This is a genomic window from Sphingorhabdus buctiana (assembly GCF_042680825.1).
Classification (GTDB): domain Bacteria; phylum Pseudomonadota; class Alphaproteobacteria; order Sphingomonadales; family Sphingomonadaceae; genus Sphingorhabdus_B; species Sphingorhabdus_B buctiana.
The window spans coordinates 112,751-130,675 of sequence record NZ_JBHUEL010000009.1; the positions used below are offsets into that span (position 1 = coordinate 112,751).

Genomic DNA, 17,925 nt, shown 5'->3' on the forward strand with positions numbered 1-17,925 from the left:
TCTTCAGTCTGTAAGTAAACCTCCTACCGAGCCCCTTGGCGTCCCACTCCGGCGGCAAACGCGATCCGCAACACATCGGAAAGGCTATGCGCCGCCAGCTTGCTCATCAAACTTGCGCGGTGCACTTCGACCGTGCGCGAGGAGATGCCAAGATCGTACGCGATGGTCTTGTTGGGATAGCCTTTTGCAAGCCCGTCGAGCACCTCGCGCTCTCGAGGCGTCAGGAGCGCCAAACGAACTTCTGCTTCCGCTTCCTCGACGTCGCGTGCTCCGGCATTCTGCAGCCTTGCGAAACCGCGCTCGATCGCGTCGAGCACCACCGCCTTTTCGAACGGCTTTTCGAGAAAGTCGATAGCACCAGCCTTCATCGCCTGCACCGCCACTGAAACATCGCCATGACCGGTCAGGACGACGACTGGCATCGTGATCCCGCGCTCACGCATCGCTGCCTGGACCTGAAGGCCGTCCAGTTTGGGCATGCGAACATCGAGCAGCACACACCCTATTCCGGCGGCGGATGCAGCCTTAAGGAATTCGGTTCCAGACGCATAGCTATGGACGATATAGCCCGAACTGCGGAGCATGAAGCCGACAGATTTCCGGATTGCCTCCTCGTCATCGACGAGATGAATGATTTTGGTGCTACTCATCGCCGCTTTCCGTCCGCGCATGGATCAAGGTGAATCGGACAGTCGTGCCACCGGCTGAAGGCTGTTCCGCCCAGATGCGGCCACCATGGGCCTCGATGATAGTGCGACAGATCGAAAGGCCCAGACCCATGCCCTCGGTTTTGCTGCTCACGAACGCCTGAAACAGGCGCGGCAGGATGTCAGCCGAGATCCCGGGGCCGCTGTCCTGGACCGAAACCTCGACATAGCCGTCGGCGAGCAGTCTCGTCGCGATGCGAAGCTCGCGGACCCCGGCATCTGCCATCGCCTCCACAGCATTGCGCATCAGGTTCACGAGCACCTGCTGGATTTGGACGCGATCGACCAGCACCGGTGTGGCTTCAGGATCGAAAATGTAGAAACTGCGAACGCCGCGTTCACGCGCCCCAATCAGGGCAAGCTTGCTCGCCTCATCGATCAGGTCCGGCAGGGTTTCGATGGTCTTTTCAACTTCGCCTCGGGCCACGAAGTCACGCAGGCGACGAACGATGTATCCTGCACGAAGCGTTTCGTCGGCCGCTTCGCCCAGCGCATTGCGGAGCAGCGTCGCGGAGATTTGGCTTTTACCGTCGAGCACATCGCATGCGGTTTCAAGATAGTTTGCAACGGCGGTGAGAGGCTGGTTGAGTTCATGGGCTATGGTCGACGCCATGGTACCCATTGCACTTACCCGCGATACGTGAACGAGCTCGGCCTGAAGTGTCTTTAGCTGCAGGTCATCACGTTCCTTTGCGGTCAGGTCGCGGACAAAGCCGGTGAAGACCCGGCTGCCCTGCTCGCCAGCCTCACCCACCGAAAGCTCCATCGGGAAAGTCGTGCCGTCCTTACGCAGCCCGACAACGATGCGCCCGATACCGATAATCCGCTTTTCGCCTGTTTGCAGATAATGGGCGATATATTGGTCGTGTCTCGACCGGTCGGGCTCGGGCATGAGGCAGGCTATATTCTCGCCCAGAAGGTCGCGCTCGCGATAGCCGAAAAGCCGTTCGGCGGCAGCGCTGAACGACGTGATACGGCCTGTCTCGTCGATGACGACCATGGCATCGGGCACAGTCGCTAAAATTGATTGTAAATGCTGTTCGCGGGCTTCGAACGACCTGCGCATCGAAACCTCTTCAGTAATATCGCGCGCGATGCAGCCAAAACCCTCAACCGTTCCTGCGGTGTCGAGAAGGGGGTTGATCGTCAGCCTTGCAAGATATTCGGTGCCATCGGTTCTCACACGCCAAGCGTCGCGTTCAAGCATGCCGTTGGCCTGCGCGATGGCAAGATCGGTGTCAGGCTGACCGGTCTCCAGTTCGTCGGGAGGGTAGAAGATTTCATGCGATAGACCGCGCAAATCTTCAATGGGTCGGTGCAGTATGACCGCCGCATCGCGATTGATGTCGAGGATGATACCAGAAGGGTTCAGGCAATAGACAACATAGCCGGTAATGCCGTGCAGCATGAGCGGACCAAGCGCGTGCGCAAAGGGCTGAACCGGAGACCGGATAGTTTCGCGCCGTGCCATCATCGGCAAACCCGAGAGCGAGCCATTTTTTTTGTGCCACCGCGTTCCAGCTGAGAGGGGCCAGCGCGACGAGACGCCTTAACGAGACCCACGCCATTGGCGGCACGCTGCAAAACACGGCTCGTTTTGCAAGCTGACATCCCCGTCAGAAGCTGAGCGAAAACTGCCATTTATAGCGTCGGCCTTCCCGGTGTTCTGGTCTCATGGATAGATACGCACGCCAAGCGCCGATCCCTTGCAATCTGGCGGAAGCAAGCCACAAAAAATAACAAGGTGAGAAAAGAAGGAAAGGCGGTAACTGTAGCCTTCAATCCATCGCTGCAAGGAGCTGGTCTAGCTCGATCGTGACGAAGGTCGTGAAACTGTCAGCCAGCGCATAGGGCAAGACGAGGCGTCGTCCGTGCAGCATCGATCCGCAGCTATAGGCGACATTGGGCACATAGCCCTCGCGTTCGTCCATGTCGGATCGCAGCAGCGGCTGTGTCGTGCGCGCCAGGAGTTTCGCGGGATTGTTGCGATCAAGCAGGCACGCGCCGATGCAATAATTGCGCACCGCGCCGACGCCATGCGTGATAACTAGCCAGCCCTCTTCAATCTCGATCGGAGATCCGCAATTTCCGATCTGCACAAATTCCCAAGGCCAGCGCGGATCGACCGCTTTGGCGCCACCGCTCCAGTCATGCATGTCGGTCGAAGTCAGGAACCAGATATTTTCATTGTCCTCGCGCCCCAGCATCGAGAATTTTCCATCGATGGGCCGAGGAAAGAGCGCCATTCCCTTGCTCGCCGTTGCGTCGCCCTGGAGCGGTCTTAGTTCGAAGTGCCGGAAGTCTGGCGTGCTCAGCAGTTCCTGGCGTATCGCTTGCCCGCTAAACGCGGTATAAGTGCCGTGATACGTTGCGGTTCCGTCATCCGCCATGAACCGCACTAGCCGCAGATCTTCGATGCCGCTGCGCTGGCTCGGCGTTGTCGGGAAGATGACGATTTCGGAGAGATCATGGCTACCATCGCACTTGACCCGTATTCCGGCATCAGGCCCTCGTTCGGCAAAAATATCCTCGGTCGCGAGGACAACCGGCCTTGGACTCGGCGGGTTGATCGTGATGCTGCCATCGGCGAGGCAAAGACCGGTGCGGAAGGTAATCGACGAAATATGGCCCTCGCCGACGCCGCGCAGCGAGAGAACAAAGCGCATGGCGCCGTCCGGAACATCCGACTGGTCTGGGTGAGCGACAATGCTGGGATTGAAAAGTGCGGCCGCTTCATAGGAATATTCGTGGCAAAAATGGGCGCCAATGAGGAGCGCTTGTTCGTCGCTGACTTGGCATTCGCAGATATCAATCCCTTCGACCTCGTGAAAGCGGCGCAGGAACAAAGAGGATACGTTGCGGTGTCGTCCGGAAAAGTCCCGCAACACCCGGTCGAGTTCATCTTTCAGGGTTTGCTCGTCCAAGCCCAGAACGCGGTCCGCAATGCGTTGCGAACGCGGGCGATCTTCCCGTGCATATTTGTAGCCATCCTTCGAAGGCATATAGGGCCTGATCACGGTTCTGGCCGGATTGGGCCGCAGCAAGATGGGCAGTCTTCTGACAAACGCTGCGCTCGACATGAATATCCTTCCTTTCAGATCTTGCTGGTTGCACCCGGCGTCAGGGTTCCCGCTGATCGTCGACGTTCGCGATATTCATGATTTCGCGAGCCGGTGCAGGATCTTCCCGCTTGATCGGGCGTCGCTATGGTGCGGCAAGCCGCAATCGGGTTCCTGCCGGTCTGCTTCGGCTGCGAACCGGGTGAGTGCTGTCAGCGCGGCAAGATAGGCGAGCGTTGACTCGGCACCCTGGTTGGCGTTGCGCCGGTCGGGGTGTAGCCCGTCAAAGCAGGCACCGCGCGCTGGATCGACGAGCGGCAAGCCCAGGTCATTCTCGCCGAAGAACCAGGCGAAGGCTCGCCGGGCTTCCTGTAGCCATTGCGGGTCGTGCGCAGCCTTGGCCGCTGCCAGACAAGCACTGACTGCGGCCCAGGCCTCCAGGGGCTGCTGGTCGAAGGCTCGGGGAAAACTGCGGTCAATGCCGAAGCTTTCGGTTCCTACCGGCCGGAAATGGCCGTCCGGCGCGCGTTGAAGCTCCATCAACCAGCGAAGCGTATCGAGCCCCGCCTCAAGCATAACGCCGTCATGGGTGTCTTGTCCGCAGATGATCAGCGCTTCGCACAGCCGCGCATTGTCATATCCCAAGCGGTCCTCGAACCATGTCCATTGCGGGCCGGCAGCGTCTCGGTGCCGCTGAAGCAACCGACCGGCGAGGTCGTCGCGAATGGCTTCAAATGATCGATGACCGGGGAAGCGTTTCAGGAAGGCGGCGATGCCGAGCAGGCCATAAGCCCATGAACGGGGGGCCTTGCAATTTGGCAGGAGCAGCGCCGTTTCGAGCAGTCGGGTTGCAGCCCAGCTGCCAAGACCGCGCTCGTCATTCATTATTGCCACGTTGCCCAGCGCCCAGAGGGCTCGACCGAGAGCGTCGTCTTCGCCACCCTCTTCGACCCACGTCCGGTCAAAGCGCATGAAGTTTCGCGCTCGCCCCGTCGTCGGGCAAAAAGCGTCTTCGACGAAGGCCGCATAAATGCCGCTGAGCCTTTCTTCGTCAGGTGTCAGGTTGCGATGCATCGCGAGCTGCGCCATCACCAGCAGGCCCCGGGCATTGTCGTCCAAGCAATAGCCGTGCCGACGGTGAGCAACGCCGAATTTTGCGTGCTGGATCAACCCGACATCATCGGTGAGCGAAGCGAGGTGCGCGGTCGAGATCGCCGGCGGGGCAATGGCTTCCGGCACCGGAAAGCAGATAATCTGTGCTCCGTTCGACCGGCTGGCCGACCTGACCTCGTCAAACAATGCGAGATATTGGCGGGCAACGTGTGGCCAGATCATCGCTCGGCCCTGTTCGTAAGCGCGCGTGCGAATTCCGGTGCGCATCTTGTCGTCGTCAATCAGTCGCCCAATTGCCGCGGACAAGGCGTCGGGCTTCGCGAAAGGCACAATCACCCCGCAACCGTTGGCAAGCATTTCCTGCGCATACCAGAACGGTGTCGAAACCACCGCCTTTCCCAACGCCAGCGCATAGGCGAGCGTGCCCGACACGATTTGCGCCTCGTTTGGGTAGGGCGACAGATAAATATCGCACGCGGCAAGATGGTCCAGCAGCTCTTCGAGCGAGAAATAGCGATCAATAAAGCGGACATGATCGCGGACGCCGAGTTTTTCGGCGAGCGATACAAGACCCTGCCGATAATGTTCGCCCTCACTGCGCAGTAGGTTTGGATGGGTTGCTCCAACGATCATGTAAAGGACTTTGGGGTGGCTGCGGATCAGGGCGGGCAGAGCCTCAATGGCCGTCTCGATCCCCTTGCCCGGCCCCAACAGGCCAAAGGTCATAAGCAAGGTGCGATCCGCAAGATCGAGTGCGTGTTTCGCAAGCGCCGGATCGAGAAAGGCGCGATCGGGTACACCATGCGGAATGACCGCAATCTTGTCAGGGGGTACGCCGTATGTGTCCTGCAGAATTTGGCGGCCCTTTTCCGCCATCACCACCAGCCGTGCGGAGTTTTCTACAAGTGCGCGCATGACCTTGAGTTGATCGTGATCGGGCTTTTCGAGCACGGTGTGCAAGGTCGTTACAAGCGGTGCGGTCAGTCCTTCGATCAGGCTCAGGACATGTTCGCCGGCGCGTCCGCCAAAGATCCCGAATTCGTGCTGGAGGCAAATGATCTCTGTGTCGGATACGCCCAGAAAATCGGCGGCAACGGCGTAGGTTCCCGGATCATCCGCTTGAACTTCAAAGGCGACATAGCCTGGATAGACATAGGCGTCGGTGCAATCGTTGATCGCGACCACGCTCATGTTGAGGCTGTGATCAGTACGGCTTAGGGCTTGGTAGAGGTCGTCGGTGAACGTCGCGATACCGCACTGCCTGGGCACTGATGTGCCGACCAAAGCGACACGCCGAAGCGAGGGTATAGGACTTGGATTGCGCATACCGAACCTTTCAATCGCCGAGGGTTTCAGTTCTCGCTGTTCGGCGCTGCGCGGTGGGCGCAGTCGAGAGGAGAATCTTCCGCGGACTGTTTCTGACCGCGCCAGCTATCGCCTGTGGACCATGGTCCGGAGTCAAGGTGGATTATTCAGCCTCGTTTCCATCCAACTGGCGAACGCTAGCGCATGATCATGCTTGTTTAGCGATGGCCGTTGAAACTTGCTGTAAGTAATGTTCCCAGAAAGGGTGCTGACGGAAGAGAGCACTCCACTTCGCTCATTCGCCGTGGCATCGCAGATGAAGCAACACGGCCTGATCAATTTCGATTGGGACGTCGGCTGCGGCCGACGCAAACCTCATCTAGAGCCGGGCCAATTGATGTTCGTTTTTTAATCCTCTTGGTCACCGCGTCGCGAAAACGGTGTATGCCAGCGCGGCGGTTCGATCTTGCCTCGAGCAAACCGCAATGTCATTCCGATCATGGTTCCGACCGCAATGGCGACGGTCAGATCAGCCAAGACGGTCAGCGTCATTGTAAGCAAGAGCAATGCGAGGTCGGCTTTTGGCAGACGGAGCCGCTCGGTCCAGCGGTGCGGCTCGCTCATCGTCCAGGCGGTCACAATGAGCAACCCGGCAAGTGCAGGAAGCGCAAGTGCACCAGCCAGCGGCGCGGCAAACAGCATCGCCAGCAGAATCACAATCGCATGAACCATGCCAGCGACGGGTGTGCGGCCGCCCGCATTCACATTTGTTGCCGTCCGAGCAATTGCACCGGTAGCAGGCAATCCGCCAAAGAGCGGCGAAGCAATGTTCGCGGCCCCTTGCGCAATTAATTCGGCGCTGGAGCGATGAGCGCCACCGATCATGCGGTCGGCGACTATAGCGGAGAGCAGCGACTCGATTCCGGCCAGAAACGCAATGGTCAGCGCGGACGGCAGGACTTCGACGATTGTCTCAGAGGTGATCACGGGAAGCCGCGGCGCGATCAGACCCATAGGCAAGTCGCCATAGCGTGCAGAGACGGTATCGACTGACGGCAAAACCAAAGTTGCAGCGATGCTCGCCAAGACAACGACCGGAACGAGCCAGGGGAACTTGGGTCCCAGATTTCGCAGGATCAGGATCGCAGCTACGCACCCGCTTCCCAGCATCAACGACGCCAGGTCGATCGTTTGTCTCATCGCCCAAAGCGCGCTCACTTTGGGAATGAAATCCGCTGGTAGCTGGAGACCGGTCATTCCGCCAAGATCCTTGATCTGGCTGACAGCGATGATGAGCGCAATCCCGATGGTAAAGCCTTCGATCACGGGTTCCGGCACGTGGCGGATCAACCGACCCGCACCCAGCACGCTGGCAATGAGGAGGATACAGCCGGCCATCAGCGTGGCAACCATCAGGCCGTTCATGCCGTGATCGTGAATGATGCCATAGACGATCACAATGAAGGCCCCGGTCGGCCCGCCGATCTGCACTCGGCTTCCCCCAAGCGCCGAGATCAGGAAACCGCCGACAACCGCAGTCACCATGCCGGCCGCAGGCGGCGCGCCAGATGCAATAGCGATCGCAATGCTCAGTGGCAGCGCAACCAGCGCTACCGTCACGCCGGCAAGCGCATCAGCTGCAAAAAGGCGGGGCGAGTAATCGCGGACAGTGGTGAGAATTTTCGGTTTCATTGAATCGCTCTCTCTGCCCGTGACATGCTATTTTGGACGTGCAGTGCCAACGTCCGCTCTATGCATTTCAAAATCGGAAATGACTGCACTCGGGCAAACGCCAACACCTCACTTTAATCTTTCAACGCCGAAGTTACCTTCAAAAGGCGTTCCAGACTCCACTTTGAAGGCGACAGGTGCGTATGGCTGCGGATGTTGCTTGTAGTCTGCCACAATGGTATTGCCAGCCAATATAGGGATCGCCCCTTTTGCCCGAACTGAATGCGCGGTCACAAATGATTTTGTAGAGCTGCCGCTTACGAGGAATTCATGCAGGCGATGAGTGCCAAAAGTCCGGTTTTGGTTTCGGCCACATCGCGTACGGCGATCGTGTCTATTCCGGCTTCGCGAACCGGATAATCGTTGCCTCCGGGGTAGATGGCGTCGCCGAAAAACAGCATCGCTGCAAAAGGAATACCGGAATACTCTGCAAGCCGCTGCATTCCGTAAGCCTTGTCGACCCCTTGCCGAGTGATATCGACCGATGTCGAGCCGCCGATGTTGATCGACAGCTCGGGCAGGGCTGCGCGGAGCGCTGCTTGAAGGCGCTTGCGCTTGGCGAAGTCGAGGTCCCAACCCGCTTTTGCCGCCAGTGGCGCGAGCTGGCCAAGCCCGGAGAAGGTTATCTGGCTGCCGCGGTCCTCGATCCGCTCGCCCCAGATTCGCGCTTCTTGCAAGCCTGATTCTTCGACGATCCGTTCGATTGATGAGAGTATGTAACGGCGCTCCTCGATCGAAAAGGCATCGACATAAACGGCTCTCCAGCCATGATCGAAACGATAAAGTTTTGTCCCTGTGGTCGGCAGGATGAAGAGCCGTTGAAGCTCCGCATGAACTGGTAAACGCGAAACTAGCTGGGTTTCGAATTGTGGCCAATCGCCGCCCGAGATTATGGCCACATTTGCACGCTGGAGCAGTCTGGTGAGAAGCTCTGCCATTTCCGGATCGATTGGTTGCTTGCTTTCGGCAAGGGTGCCGTCCAGGTCGAAAGCAATCAGGCTCTTCATAAGATATTCCTAATTCTCGCCCATCGACCGTTGCTTTTCGATTGGATCGATCGAGACGCGATGCAGGGCGTCGGTGGTAGGACATCGCATCGGCATTCCGGCAGGTTTTGGCGTTGGGCCGGGTAGATTTGTGGGCACTGACACATCCGCTTTTTCGCAGTGTAGCGCGACCTAAAGCTCGATGATCTAAGTATTGTCCGAGGGACCGACTCAACCGAAATGCCGGGCCACACCGTCGGCCATATTGGTGGTGCACCAGCGGGCATATGCCGGGCCCAGCAAGCGACTGATTCGATTCCCGAACCCAACTGGCGGATCATAGTCTATGAAAATCGTCAGGCGTGAGCCGTGGTCACCAGGTTCGAGCTCAAATCCCATCCGGTAACGGCCGATCACAAGCAATCGAGGGGTTCCGACCGTTTCCCAGACTTTCCGCAAGGGAGGCGTATATTCGATCACAACCTCTTCAACATTGAGTGGGAGACCGAGCACCCGCCCGCGCAAGGTCATTTTTGAACCAGTTTTTCGACCTTTCGCTGCGTCGAGTTCGAGGCGCATGGAGGCTCCAGCCATCATTGCCGAAGAGCGCATCATGTGCACTGACAGGCGCTCATGGTCGTCAAGTTCGGCAAAAACGTCTGCCGGGCTGGCTTCCAGGAAGCGGTTGGTTTCATAGTGATGCCGGTACATTGTCCGCAATCCACCCTACACTGGTTTGAGCTTTTTGAATTCGTCGTCACTTCTTTTGCGCCTTTGACCCTAGGCGCAGGTCAAGTGGTTTTGCGAGCGGCGAACGCAGTCAAAGCAATTATCGTAAGACGCTTGTGTGCAGCATCGCTGGCGCAAGCAGCATCCACAGCGCCATTGCGATCATCATCAGATTTTCGGTGAGCGACACAAAGCCCAATGGCACATTGCTGTCGCCGCCGACACAGGCGCATTTCAGTTCTCGCTTGTCGATATAGACTGCCTTGAACACCGATACCGCGCCGATGCTGCCGATGGTGAGCGCGACCGGGATCGACAACCAGTTGAGCGCGCCTGCCGCCATCAGCACGCCGGCCAACCCTTCGGCAAACGGGTAGATGCGGCCATAAGGCACCCAGCGCTGCGCCAGCAGATCGTAGTTCAGAAACATCGTCGCAAACTTGTCGACATTTTGGAGCTTGAGCATCGCGAGGATACACATGCTGAATGCAATAAACCATTCAGCAGCGCGAATGGTGACGGGCGTGCCATAGACCGCGAAACTTGCCGCAAGCGCCATCAGCGCGGTCAGGGCGAACAGCGCGATCACCGGCTGATACGTCGTTGCCTTAGGATCGGCGACCTTGAGGCCAAGATAGCGGCGCAGATCGTCATGCCCGCCGATGCGTTCGCCGCCGATGAAGATTTGTGGCGTGGTTTGCACATTGTGCTTAGCCTTGAATGCGTCAACTTCCTCGCGCGTGGTTAGCCAGTGGTCCTCGATCACGAAGCCCTTGCGCTTAAGGAGATCGAGCGCCTTGAGGCCATAGGGGCAGATATGGTTGGGCATAACCATCCTGTGGATGACGGCCGTTTTTGTAACAGCGCTGTTTTGCGCCAGCGTTGCAATGGCGGTTTCAGTCATGGGTGATTCCTTGCTGGTAAATAACATCACCCGACCTATATAGGTTCCGTATCATAGTACGGAGTCAAGCGATGAATGCCATGACCATCGGAAAACTTGCGGCAGCAGGCGGCGTGGGCGTGGAAACCATACGCTTTTATCAACGCCGCGGATTGCTCGCGGAGCCGGATCGCGACGCTGGCATCCGCCGCTATGATGGCAATGACCTGCGCCGACTTCGCTTCGTACGGCAGGCGCAAGCGGCGGGCTTTACCTTGGATGAGATCGGACAGTTGCTGGCACTTGATGCAACCGATGACCGAAATAGGGCGCGCGCAATGGCTGAGGCACGGATAGTGGCACTCGACCAGAAGATTGCAGAATTGCAGCACGCGCGAAATGCTCTTGCCGGGCTAGCCACCGAATGCACCAGCGGCAGCAGCGGTGCATGTCCGATCATTCGGGCCTTCGAACGGAGCTAGCTTGTTCGGCGAAATGTGCTGAACTGGAATTTCTGCACCGCACCGCCGGGCGTTCTGTGCTCGTGGCGTCGTTCACTTACCAGTTCGAATTCCTCGCCTAAAATGGCAGCGATACTGGCGGCATCGTGTCTGGCGACTGGCAATCCGCTGCACCGCTCCGGCCCGTCGGGCGCAAATGTGCCGATGATTGCAATCCCGCCGGGGCTAAGGGCCGAGCGCAGTGTTTGAGCATAGGCGCGCTGCTGCGCCGGTTCGGTGAGGAAATGAAATGCCGCGCGGTCATGCCAGACATCGAAGCGCCTCGCAGGTTGCCATTCGGTTACATCGGCGACGATCCATTCGACAGCGCTGGCCTTGGTGCCAAGTTTGGCCTTGGCAACGGCGAGCGCATTAGCCGACAGGTCAAGAACCGCAACCGGCGCGTAACCCGCCTCAACAAGCACACCTGCGAGCCCGGAAGCACCGCCGCCGATGTCGATGACGCTACCACGCCCGTCATAGCTCTCGGCAATAAGTTCAAGCGACAGCGCTGGGGTTTCTTCGAACCAGCTGACTTGGCTCGCATCCTTGTTTGCATAAACATTTTCCCAATGGGCGCTTGGCTCGTTCGTCATCGCTCTACTCTTATCATGCCATCCGACCCGGCGCGAACAGGATGACTGCCGCCCCTGCCAGACAAATCGTCGCGCCAATGAAATCCCATCGGTCGGGTCGAACACCCTCGATGCTCCACAGCCAGATCAGCGATGCGGCAATGTAAACGCCGCCATAGGCCGCAAATGCGCGTCCGGCGGCGGCGCTGTCGATCCGAGTGAGCAGCAGCGCGAAAATCGCCAGCGAAATCAGCCCCGGCAATGTCCACCATGCCGATTTGTCCAGCCGCAACCATGCCCAGAAAGCAAAACAACCTGCGATTTCGGCAAGCGCCGCGGCGGCATAGATGAGCGCAGTGGACAGGACGGGCGAGGTCATGCGTTTCGCGGCCATTGGGGATGCAGGTCGTCAATGACAAAGACATGTGCTGCGGTCTGCCCGCCTTGATGCTCTTGCCTGATATGCGGATGGTCGGGTGGTAAGTCGGCATGGTCATGCGCGACGGTTTCCGGGTCGGAGCGCGGCCACAGCAGGATTGCTGCGGCCGTTCCCAAAGCCGAGACCGCCGCCAATATAGCAAAAGCGGTTGCTTGTCCGAATTGTGCGCCAATCTGCCCCGCGAGCGGGTAACACAGCAGCCATGCCGCATGGCTAAGCGCGAATTGCGCTGCAAAAATCGCGGGGCGGTCGCTTTCTCCGGCGGAGCGTTTGAGTAGACGACCCGAAGGCGTGACGCTCATCGAATAGGCAATGCCGAGGACGATCCATCCGGCGAGCACAACCGACCAGATGGCAAAGCCGCTCGCGAACGCGGCGGCCATTGTGCCGAGACCAACCGATAGCAGTATCGCGGCAAACAGCATGACCTTGCGGTCGCTCATCCGGTCGAGCAGGCGCGGCAGCGCGAACGCCGCGAGCATCGATCCGCCGCCATAGGCCGCGAGCGTGAGCGCGACCTCCCGCTGGCCGAGCCCTAGCATCTCGCGGACGATGACGACGGTGTTGACGATCACCATCGAACTCGCCGCCGCTGCGGCAAAGGTGATGGCGAGCAGCCCCTTCAGCCGGGGCGTTTTTAGATAGGCGCGGATACCGCGCGTGGTGCGCGCATAGATGCCGCCGCTTTGCGGTTTGGCTGGCGACGTCGGCAGCACCACCGACAGCACGAAGAAGGCGGAGATCGCAAAGCCCGCCGATGTGCCTGCGAACAGCCAGTGAAAGCTGATCACGGTCAGCAAGGCTGCGGCAAGGATCGGACTGAGCAGGCTTTCCAGATCATAGGCGAGCCGCGAGAGAGATAACGCGCGGGTATAGTCGGCCTCATCGGGCAACACATCGGGGATTGTCGCTTGAAAGGTCGGGGTGAAGGCGGCAGAGGCCGATTGCAGCAGGAAGATCAGCGCATAGACCTGCCAGATCTGATCGACAAAGGGCAGCGTCAGCGCAACGCCCGCGCGCACCATGTCCATCGCAACCAAAAAGGCGCGGCGCGGCAGACGGTCGGCATAGGCCCCGACGATGGGTGCAATGCCGATATAGGCGACCATCTTGATCGCCAGCGCGGTCCCCAGCACCGAACCCGCATTGCCGCCCGCCAGATCATAAGCGAGCAGGCCAAGCGCGACCGTCGCCATCCCGGTGCCGACCAGCGCAATGATTTGTGCGAACAGCAGATGGCGATAGGTGCGATTGGCGAGGACCGAAAACATATGAATGTGCCTTAGACAGCCTCTCCGCGCGGGGCGAGGGTTTCGATGATCTTGCAGTCGGCGACGGTGCCATGGCTGCACGAGCCGAGGACGCGGCTCAGCTCGGAGCGGAGCGCCTTCAGGTCGCCGATCTTGCGGTCGATTTCGGTCAGGTGGATGCTGGCGATGCCGTCGACCGCTTCGCAGGATTGCCCCGTGTCGTCCGAAAGCGTCAGCAGTTCGCGGACCGCATCGAGGGTGAAGCCAAGATCCCGGGCGCGCCGGATGAAAGAGAGGCGGGCAAGGTGGTCAGCGCCATAGGCCCTATAATTGCTGGAAGTGCGTGCGGGCGGTGCGAGCAGACCGATCTTTTCATAGTAGCGCACGGTCTCGACATTGGTGGCCGTGGCGCTTGCGAGTTCTCCGATTTTCACAGCATTTCCTTTGGGCTTGACCCTGTAGTTGCTTCAGGGTGTAGTTAGGCGTCCGACTCGCAAGTTGTCGAGAAGGATTTGGAAATGAGTGATAGTTGCTGCGAAAGCGCCTGCGGGAGCGAAACAGCCAAGGCCGATCCACGCTGGCGGCGCATTTTATGGATCGCGCTGATCGTTAATGCGGCGATGTTTCTGATCGAGATGGCCGCAGGTGCGGCGGCGGACAGCCGCGCGTTGCAGGCCGACGCTCTCGATTTTCTGGGCGATACCGCCAACTACGCCGTCAGCCTTGCGGTGGTCGGCGCGGTGCTGGCGTGGCGCGCACGGGCGGCGCTTGTGAAGTCGCTGTTCATGCTTGGTTTTGCAGGCTGGGTGTTCGGCAGCGCGGTCTTCGCGTTTTTTGCAGGTTCCGCACCCGACCCCCAGACAATGGGCGTGATCGGCGCGCTGGCACTGGCGGCGAATGTTGGCGTTGCGTTGCTGCTCTATCGCTACCGCACGGGCGACGCCAATATGCGCTCAGTGTGGATATGCTCCCGCAACGACGCCATTGGCAATGTCGCGGTGATGCTGGCGGCGCTGGGTGTGTTCGGCACCGGCAGCGCGTGGCCCGACCTGATTGTTGCGTCCATCATGGCGGGTCTGGCGCTGACGGGCGGTTTCCAGGTGTTCCGCCAGGCGACCGGCGAACTCAAGGCTGCAGCAGCATGACTTTCCTTGTGACGCCGATTATCTTTTTGGTCCACATTGCCGAGGAATGGCGGCATTTTCCGGATTGGGCGACCCGTCACTTCGGAGCGACAAGCCGCGCGTGGTATGTTTATTCGCATATCTTCCTGATTGCGGCGATTTCGGGCATTTGCGCGCAAGCGGCAAGCGAGCCGACGCGAATGTGGACCATCTGGGCGGTCGCTGTGCAATGGGGCCTCTTCACCAATGCAATCTTTCATTTCGCAACATGGTGGCTGTTTGGCGAATATTCGCCCGGGCTATTTAGCGCGGCGCTGCTTTTCGTGCCTGTGACAATCTGGCAGTTAGGACTTGTCTCCCTGGCCGGCGTCGATCTGGCAACGGCGATTTCTCTCGGGACCGTCATGGGCGGCGTTGCCGTTGCGAGTTTGTGGCTCAATATGAACATTGGCTGGAATTTCCGGCGCGGCTCTTCGGAAACCCCAGCGTGATGTCCGTTCTCCACTTCATCCCATTGGTCGCGATGATTGCGATCATCGCGGCGACGCTATGGCGTGGCATTGCGATCCGGCGGACCACTGGCGACCGGCCTTGGGCCTTCGCATCGGCAAAGGGCGTCCAGCGGGTCGCCGGTGCCAGCTTTGCGCTCAGTGTGACGGCGCTGTTGATCGCAGCAGCGCTGGCCACAGCGGGCGACCCTTACCGGACTATGTTGGCAGCGGTTGCGGCATCGACGGGCGCGGCGGTAGTGATCACCGCGCAAGCGCAGATGGGCCGGGCTTGGCGGGTTGGAGTCCGGGAGGGCGACGCACCGCTGTTCGTTTCACATGGCCTGTTCCGATATAGCCGCAATCCAATCTTCGTCGGCATGATGCTGGTCGGGCTAGCTGCGGCGGCGATATCCGGCACATGGTGGAGCTGGGCCGCCCTGGCGCTGTTTGTCGCATCCTGCGCCTTACAGGTTCGCATTGAAGAAGCGCACCTCGAAGCCAGTTTTGGAGAGGATTATCGAGACTTTATGGCCTCTGTGCCACGTTGGATTGGAATGGGAGAACGCACATGAAGCTGTCGCGCTCAACTATCATCGCGCTTCCCCCTGAAACCGTGTGGGCTGAGGTTCAGACAGCGAAGCTACTGATGCACATTGCTTGGCCCCTGGTGCGGTTTTCACCAGTGAGCGATGAACCGTTCGAGGCGTTCAAACCGGGCGGGCGTTATCCGATGAAGTTGCGACTATTCGGTGTCGTGCCCTTTGGGACACAGTGGATCGTGACGTCAGTGCATCAGCCCGAGACAGGTGTTTGGCCAAAACAACTACGCGACAATGGACACAGCGCGTTGATATCCAAGTGGGACCATTGGATCACCATAGCGCCCACCGAGAGTGGCGGCACATTCTACAGCGATGAGGTGGAAATCTCTGCCGGGATCGTGACACCGTTCATCTGGGCCTTTGCTCAGCTCTTCTACTGGCACCGGCAGAGGCGTTGGCGCGGGCTTGCGCGTACCCTCAATGCACGTCGCTTGATCGCGGATGAAATGTCGGCATATCGCGCCGCCCGTGCCGCCAATGACGCAAATTGCGCTTGGGTCGCGCTCGAACGCGCGCATATCCTCTCGCAGCCGTATCTCGGTCCACATCTCGCCAGTCACTGGGCTATGCTTGGCTTTGCGGTGCATCTACGCGATCGGCGCGAAGTGACCGGGCAGATCGTCCGGCTTGCTCTCGCCCCGCTCGGAGCGCTCACCGGACGCATCCCGATCGGCAATACTGGACGGTCGAATGTCAGTGCTTTCAAGGCGATGCCGATCCCGGATGATCTGGCATCGGAACTAAATGAGCACGGCAAGTGATTGTTGCGTTGCGAAATAGGAAAGTAAATGCTACCGGCTTCGGCATGCGCATGCGTTTGTTCACCTTTTTGGTAGCATTTGCGGTTCTCTGGGGTGGTACCGGTGGACCTTCGCTCGCATGTAGCGTCGAAGGACCGGCGAATATCCTTGTGGCTGTCGACGCAATCGATCAAGTTACCCCCGGCAACCAGGACGATACCGAACGGCGTTCAAACCCGGCTGGGCACGCGGTTGGGCATCACCATTGCTGCACGGCGGCAAATGCCGTTGACAAGCCCTTTGCAGTTTTGTCTTCACTGAAAGCGGCGCCTGTCAAACCGTCAAGCACTGCCGCTCTCACTTCGTTCGCGCAAGCGCCCCCCGTCCAACCCCCGGCTGCCTGACCTGAGTCCGCTGCGTCGGCGCCCCGTGCGCCTGCGCCTGTACTTCAGGTTCAGGGAGTTTATTCATGCCTATTTCGTTGCGCGCCGCGCTTATGGCGGGAGCGCTTTGTATAAGCGGAACCGCCGTCCGAGCGGAACCCATTTCGCTTTCTCAGGCCCTTACGCTAGGTGCCGAGCAATCCCCGCGGATTTCGCAAGCAAAGGCGCTCGCCGATGCTGCCGAAGCCCGCGCGCGCCAAGCCGGTGTCGGGCCTAATCCCGAAATTGGCGTCACTGTCGAAAATTTCGGGGGTACTGGACCCTATCGAAATTTCCGGACGTCCGAAACCTCGCTGGAATTGAGCCAACGCCTCGAGCTTGGGGGCAAGCGAAGTGCACGGGTCGCGGTCGCCAAGGCCGAACGTGATTTCGCGCTTCTCGCTTTTGCCCGGGCGCAATTCGATCTCGCACGCGATGTGCGCGTCGCCCATGCCGAGCTGAAGGCCGCCGAAGACCGCGCCGTCCTCGCCCGGGACAATGTCGGCCGCGCCCAAGAACTGGCGCGAACCGCAGGTCTGCTTGTCGAGGCCGGACGCGATCCACCGCTGCGCAAACTCCGTGCCGATGCGCTTCTTGCCGAAGCCCAGGCCGAACAGACCCGCTCTTTCGCCGACATGCTGGCGGCACGGCGGTTGCTCGCCTCGCTCATCGGCAGCAACGATCCCGAACTGTCGGCGGGAGATACAAGCGACCAACCGCCTCCGCCCGAAGTCGCCCATGATGTCTCGGGTTTGGACGAGCGGCTGAGCGAGGCCGAGCGCGATGCCGCGCGCGCGCGGATCAAACTCGCCCAAGCAACGGCCGTCCCCGACGTGACTGCCAGCGCGGGCGTTCGCCGTTTCGCAGATGGCAGGGAAACCGCGGTTGTGGCGGGTTTCTCGATCCCGTTTCCGATCCGAGATCGCAATCGCGGCGGTATCGCTGCGGCGCAGGCCGATAGCCTCGCGTCGGAGGCAAGCCTTGCCCAAACGCGTCTCGACGCCAAGCGGGCCAGGCACGACGCCCAGTTCGCTTTCGACGCCGCCCAGATGCGTGTCGAGGCGCTGTCGGGGGCCGGGGCGACCCAGGCCGAGGAAGCCTTACGGATCGCCCGAGCCGGCTACGCAGCCGGCAAGTTTTCGCTCGTCGAGCTCATCGACGCTCAGCAAGCCTATAACTCAGCCAAGCTTCTACTGATCGAGGCGCGTCTCGATCGAGCCCGCGCGGCTGCCGCCCTCGTTCGCGCCAACGCGCAGTAAAGGAATTTAT

Annotated in this window: 19 protein-coding genes; 7 read left to right on the top strand and 12 right to left on the bottom strand. The window is 59.8% G+C overall.

Annotated features, from left to right (window positions below; genetic code table 11):
- Positions 1–23 precede the first annotated feature (23 nt).
- The 8 genes from ACFSAG_RS10355 to ACFSAG_RS10390 form a co-directional block, all read right to left on the bottom strand.
- Entirely contained in the window at positions 24–650 is a 627-nt protein-coding gene (locus ACFSAG_RS10355; protein ID WP_381514391.1) for a response regulator transcription factor, read from the bottom strand.
- Positions 643–2,178 carry a PAS domain-containing sensor histidine kinase gene (locus tag ACFSAG_RS10360; protein WP_381514523.1) on the bottom strand — a complete coding sequence of 512 codons (1,536 nt, stop codon included), beginning with the start codon at positions 2,176–2,178 and terminating at the stop codon, positions 643–645. Before ACFSAG_RS10360 ends, ACFSAG_RS10355 begins: the two co-directional genes overlap by 8 nt.
- Positions 2,179–2,485: 307 nt before the next feature.
- The gene (locus ACFSAG_RS10365; protein ID WP_465270197.1) at positions 2,486–3,787 is read right to left on the bottom strand and encodes a glycoside hydrolase family 130 protein; all 1,302 of its coding nucleotides are present in this window, start codon (positions 3,785–3,787) and stop codon (positions 2,486–2,488) included.
- Between the two features lie 75 nt (positions 3,788–3,862).
- A complete protein-coding gene (locus ACFSAG_RS10370) occupies positions 3,863–6,205 on the bottom strand; it encodes a glycosyltransferase family 4 protein (protein ID WP_381514395.1) in 2,343 nt (780 codons plus the stop codon).
- Between the two features lie 387 nt (positions 6,206–6,592).
- Positions 6,593–7,876 (bottom strand): SulP family inorganic anion transporter, encoded by a 1,284-nt coding sequence (locus ACFSAG_RS10375; protein WP_381514398.1) that lies wholly within the window; start codon positions 7,874–7,876, stop codon positions 6,593–6,595.
- Positions 7,877–8,172: 296 nt separating this feature from the next.
- Positions 8,173–8,922 (bottom strand): HAD-IIB family hydrolase, encoded by a 750-nt coding sequence (locus ACFSAG_RS10380; protein ID WP_381514401.1) that lies wholly within the window; start codon positions 8,920–8,922, stop codon positions 8,173–8,175.
- Positions 8,923–9,132: 210 nt separating this feature from the next.
- Positions 9,133–9,612 (bottom strand): SRPBCC family protein, encoded by a 480-nt coding sequence (locus ACFSAG_RS10385; protein WP_381514404.1) that lies wholly within the window; start codon positions 9,610–9,612, stop codon positions 9,133–9,135.
- A gap of 118 nt (positions 9,613–9,730) precedes the next feature.
- Entirely contained in the window at positions 9,731–10,534 is an 804-nt protein-coding gene (locus ACFSAG_RS10390; protein WP_381514407.1) for a glutaredoxin family protein, read from the bottom strand.
- 71 nt (positions 10,535–10,605) lie between these two features.
- On the opposite strand from ACFSAG_RS10390, the gene ACFSAG_RS10395 reads away from it, so the two are divergent.
- Positions 10,606–10,995, top strand: coding sequence for a MerR family transcriptional regulator (locus tag ACFSAG_RS10395; RefSeq protein ID WP_381514409.1), 390 nt, complete (start codon positions 10,606–10,608; stop codon positions 10,993–10,995).
- On the opposite strand, the gene ACFSAG_RS10400 is transcribed toward ACFSAG_RS10395, so the two are convergent.
- Genes ACFSAG_RS10400 through ACFSAG_RS10415 form a run of 4 tightly spaced genes read right to left on the bottom strand, consistent with a single transcriptional unit; the run spans position 10,992 to position 13,711 of the window.
- The gene (locus ACFSAG_RS10400) at positions 10,992–11,609 is read right to left on the bottom strand and encodes a class I SAM-dependent methyltransferase (protein WP_381514412.1); all 618 of its coding nucleotides are present in this window, start codon (positions 11,607–11,609) and stop codon (positions 10,992–10,994) included. The two genes, ACFSAG_RS10395 and ACFSAG_RS10400, sit on opposite strands and share 4 nt — an antisense overlap.
- A gap of 13 nt (positions 11,610–11,622) precedes the next feature.
- Positions 11,623–11,967, bottom strand: coding sequence for a YnfA family protein (locus ACFSAG_RS10405; protein ID WP_381514414.1), 345 nt, complete (start codon positions 11,965–11,967; stop codon positions 11,623–11,625).
- Positions 11,964–13,298 carry an MFS transporter gene (locus ACFSAG_RS10410; protein ID WP_381514416.1) on the bottom strand — a complete coding sequence of 445 codons (1,335 nt, stop codon included), beginning with the start codon at positions 13,296–13,298 and terminating at the stop codon, positions 11,964–11,966. Before ACFSAG_RS10410 ends, ACFSAG_RS10405 begins: the two co-directional genes overlap by 4 nt.
- An 11-nt stretch (positions 13,299–13,309) precedes the next feature.
- Positions 13,310–13,711 (bottom strand): MerR family transcriptional regulator, encoded by a 402-nt coding sequence (locus ACFSAG_RS10415; protein WP_381514419.1) that lies wholly within the window; start codon positions 13,709–13,711, stop codon positions 13,310–13,312.
- Positions 13,712–13,795: 84 nt separating this feature from the next.
- On the opposite strand from ACFSAG_RS10415, the gene ACFSAG_RS10420 reads away from it, so the two are divergent.
- From ACFSAG_RS10420 to ACFSAG_RS10445, 6 genes are all read left to right on the top strand, one after another.
- Positions 13,796–14,422: a cation efflux transmembrane domain-containing protein gene (locus tag ACFSAG_RS10420; RefSeq protein WP_381514422.1), complete on the top strand. Its 627-nt coding sequence runs from the start codon at positions 13,796–13,798 to the stop codon at positions 14,420–14,422.
- Positions 14,419–14,892, top strand: a complete 474-nt coding sequence (locus ACFSAG_RS10425; RefSeq protein ID WP_381514424.1) for an HXXEE domain-containing protein — start codon at positions 14,419–14,421, stop codon at positions 14,890–14,892. Before ACFSAG_RS10420 ends, ACFSAG_RS10425 begins: the two co-directional genes overlap by 4 nt.
- Positions 14,892–15,464 carry a methyltransferase family protein gene (locus ACFSAG_RS10430; RefSeq protein WP_381514528.1) on the top strand — a complete coding sequence of 191 codons (573 nt, stop codon included), beginning with the start codon at positions 14,892–14,894 and terminating at the stop codon, positions 15,462–15,464. The genes ACFSAG_RS10425 and ACFSAG_RS10430 overlap by 1 nt, the downstream gene beginning before the upstream one ends.
- Before the next feature lie 110 nt (positions 15,465–15,574).
- Positions 15,575–16,255, top strand: coding sequence for a DUF3703 domain-containing protein (locus tag ACFSAG_RS10435; RefSeq protein WP_381514427.1), 681 nt, complete (start codon positions 15,575–15,577; stop codon positions 16,253–16,255).
- Positions 16,256–16,299: 44 nt separating this feature from the next.
- Entirely contained in the window at positions 16,300–16,638 is a 339-nt protein-coding gene (locus ACFSAG_RS10440) for a hypothetical protein (RefSeq protein WP_381514430.1), read from the top strand.
- A gap of 65 nt (positions 16,639–16,703) precedes the next feature.
- A complete protein-coding gene (locus ACFSAG_RS10445) occupies positions 16,704–17,915 on the top strand; it encodes a TolC family protein (RefSeq protein WP_381514433.1) in 1,212 nt (403 codons plus the stop codon).
- Positions 17,916–17,925 lie beyond the last annotated feature (10 nt).

Bases quoted from the DNA above. Each gene is read 5' to 3' on its own strand.
- ACFSAG_RS10380 (WP_381514401.1), bottom strand. From the start codon at position 8,922: ATGAAGAGCCTGATTGCTTTCGACCTGGACGGCACCCTTGCCGAAAGC.
- ACFSAG_RS10440 (WP_381514430.1), top strand. From the start codon at position 16,300: ATGCGCATGCGTTTGTTCACCTTTTTGGTAGCATTTGCGGTTCTCTGG.
- ACFSAG_RS10425 (WP_381514424.1), top strand. From the start codon at position 14,419: ATGACTTTCCTTGTGACGCCGATTATCTTTTTGGTCCACATTGCCGAG.
- ACFSAG_RS10385 (WP_381514404.1), bottom strand. From the start codon at position 9,612: ATGTACCGGCATCACTATGAAACCAACCGCTTCCTGGAAGCCAGCCCG.
- ACFSAG_RS10430 (WP_381514528.1), top strand. From the start codon at position 14,892: ATGTCCGTTCTCCACTTCATCCCATTGGTCGCGATGATTGCGATCATC.
- ACFSAG_RS10405 (WP_381514414.1), bottom strand. From the start codon at position 11,967: ATGACCTCGCCCGTCCTGTCCACTGCGCTCATCTATGCCGCCGCGGCG.
- ACFSAG_RS10400 (WP_381514412.1), bottom strand. From the start codon at position 11,609: ATGACGAACGAGCCAAGCGCCCATTGGGAAAATGTTTATGCAAACAAG.
- ACFSAG_RS10410 (WP_381514416.1), bottom strand. From the start codon at position 13,298: ATGTTTTCGGTCCTCGCCAATCGCACCTATCGCCATCTGCTGTTCGCA.
- ACFSAG_RS10365 (WP_465270197.1), bottom strand. From the start codon at position 3,787: ATGTCGAGCGCAGCGTTTGTCAGAAGACTGCCCATCTTGCTGCGGCCC.
- ACFSAG_RS10395 (WP_381514409.1), top strand. From the start codon at position 10,606: ATGAATGCCATGACCATCGGAAAACTTGCGGCAGCAGGCGGCGTGGGC.
- ACFSAG_RS10360 (WP_381514523.1), bottom strand. From the start codon at position 2,178: ATGGCACGGCGCGAAACTATCCGGTCTCCGGTTCAGCCCTTTGCGCAC.
- ACFSAG_RS10355 (WP_381514391.1), bottom strand. From the start codon at position 650: ATGAGTAGCACCAAAATCATTCATCTCGTCGATGACGAGGAGGCAATC.
- ACFSAG_RS10375 (WP_381514398.1), bottom strand. From the start codon at position 7,876: ATGAAACCGAAAATTCTCACCACTGTCCGCGATTACTCGCCCCGCCTT.
- ACFSAG_RS10420 (WP_381514422.1), top strand. From the start codon at position 13,796: ATGAGTGATAGTTGCTGCGAAAGCGCCTGCGGGAGCGAAACAGCCAAG.
- ACFSAG_RS10445 (WP_381514433.1), top strand. From the start codon at position 16,704: ATGCCTATTTCGTTGCGCGCCGCGCTTATGGCGGGAGCGCTTTGTATA.
- ACFSAG_RS10370 (WP_381514395.1), bottom strand. From the start codon at position 6,205: ATGCGCAATCCAAGTCCTATACCCTCGCTTCGGCGTGTCGCTTTGGTC.
- ACFSAG_RS10390 (WP_381514407.1), bottom strand. From the start codon at position 10,534: ATGACTGAAACCGCCATTGCAACGCTGGCGCAAAACAGCGCTGTTACA.